Source organism: Pseudotenacibaculum sp. MALMAid0570 (assembly GCF_040151415.1).
GTDB lineage: Bacteria > Bacteroidota > Bacteroidia > Flavobacteriales > Flavobacteriaceae > Polaribacter.
On the sequence record NZ_JBDKWF010000030.1, the window covers coordinates 1 to 2,231 of the forward strand.

At 35.6% G+C, this 2,231-nt stretch carries 2 protein-coding genes; both read right to left on the bottom strand.

The annotated features are described in order from the left end of the window. Window positions 1-1,904 (bottom strand): choice-of-anchor L domain-containing protein (locus AAON49_RS00150; RefSeq protein ID WP_349551741.1); only part of this gene is annotated, 1,904 nt, incomplete at its 3' end. 38 nt (window positions 1,905-1,942) lie between these two features. After that, window positions 1,943-2,231, bottom strand: a 289-nt coding sequence (locus AAON49_RS00155) for a T9SS type B sorting domain-containing protein (RefSeq protein ID WP_349551743.1), incomplete at its 5' end; no start/stop codon positions are given.

Sequence of the window (2,231 nt, forward strand, 5' to 3'; positions counted from 1 at the left end):
GCTTGAGCATCAGCTAGAGTTTCATAAAAGATAAATGTCTCATTGATGTAATTGGTAGAGATATCTGTAGCAGCTTCATTAAGATTGAATACAGAGAACCCATCAGTATCATTATCACATTGTTTTAATTCTACAGTAGCAGTGATTGTTGGCAATGCACTAACAATAAGATTGAAAGAGATAGAAGTATCATTACAAGCTACATTATCAACATTCTCCACACGAACAAAAATGGGTTGTGTGTTTGCATTGATATTGGTGTATGGATTGTTTTTATCGATAACATCTGTAGAGCTACTTGTTTGTGCTCCAGTAAGGGATGTATGATAAGAGACACTGTATTGAGCAGGGTCAAGAGTTCCAAGAATCTCAGTGTCTTTAGTGTTCAACAAGAAGCTTCCAACAAATCCATTGGTATCATCACCATCTGTTGCGTCATCACAAATCTCATAATCTACTGGTTGAACTGGAACTGGTATACCAGTGACTTCAATAGTGAAAGAACCATCAGCAACACAATTGTTACTATTTCTATTGACTACTCGAGCGTAAATCGTTTCAGTTGGGTTGGTATTGTTGTATGTACTAGGATTAGGTATTAATGTTGTGTATGCGCTATCTGAATAATATTGAACTTCAAAAGTAGCTGCACTTTGTCCGTTTAAAATTTCAACATCTTTACTTGTTAAGTCAAAGGTTTCAATTTGATTTGCATCGGGGTCACATAATTGAAAACTGCTAATAGCAGGATTGATAGTAGCGGCATCTACAAATTCCAAGACAATATCATCACTGTCAGTACAACTACTACTATTAGAAATTTCACAAGTGTAAGTTCCGTTACCTAAATTTGCATTGTATGTTTGGTTCGTGGCGCCAGGAATAGGTACACCATCTTTTAACCATTGATAGTTAGTTGCTACTATATTAGCTGTTAATGGGATTGAGTTACCACATACAGCTGTATTATCTGCGCTTACAAAATCATCACCTAAATCTAATCCCAAATTAAAACTTCCCGCTTCTAAAAAAACTGCAGTATCAAAAGAATTGTCTTCGCCACCGTCTGTAGCAGCTGCATCAGCAATAACCAGTTTAATATGGTAAGTTGTACCGGGAACTACCGTAGTTGTGGCTGTGAAAATAGTAGTTCTTCCGTTAAAATTTGTGTCATTTATTGGCGGTGTAGAAGTTTGACCTCCTGCATAAAATTGTTCATTTTCTGCTGCACATTCACCTGGAATTGCATCATGAACATTGGTAACACTTACAGGATCAGTTGTTCCTGGGATAACGGCTATGTTTTCATATGTTGTTGATCCTTCTGGTCGAATTAAAAAAGCAAAACTATCACTATAAAGACAAGGGAAATTCTGAGTGTACTCTTCAGATGCCATTAAGTAACGGAAACTAATATCTGTGGATGTAGGGACAAAATCAAACTCAAAAACAAGTACATCCGTAAAACGATCTCCTACACCAATAGCTGTTTCTAAATCAGAATCTTGATTTGTTAAGGCATCATTAGTTATATCATCACTCAAGTCGTTTGTATTCACTGTATTACCAGCGTTGAAAGCAATTCCGGTGCTTAGTATAATTCCTTCTGCAAACGGAAAAGTACTACCAGCTGGTCTTCTAAAATAACCATAACTTTTAGTGTTTACATTAGCAGGAGACTGACCTGCTAGACCAGTAATGTTACTTCTTACATTTCTAACATCAGCACAAGTACCATCAATAAGAACATTTCTAATCAATTCATCTGGCGAAAATCCAGATTGCGTATCTGCAGCATTATTAACGGTTATAATTTGTGATTGTACAGACCAAATATTGGCGAATAATAAAAATATAAATATAGATGGAAAACTCTTTTTTCGTGAGAAAATAAGCTTAGTCATTAGGGATGTTTTTTAAGGTTACCAAAGATATAATTATTTTATCTCCTCAATAGTGAAAAATTACCTTTCCGTTCTCGGAGAATACCATTTCTATCAATTAATCTGATAGAGAACCAATAATCATCAGATGGGAGTGTTTTTCCATTGAAAGTACCATTCCATCCAGGATTATCAATGTTAATTTCCGCCATTACTTTTCCAAACCTATTAAAGATGTGTATTTGCGAAGTAGGGAAGAAGCTAGAGTTAGCTCCTTTGATAGCCCATGTATCGTTAATACCATCGTTGTTAGGAGTAAAGAATTTAGGAAACTCTACAACTGATACA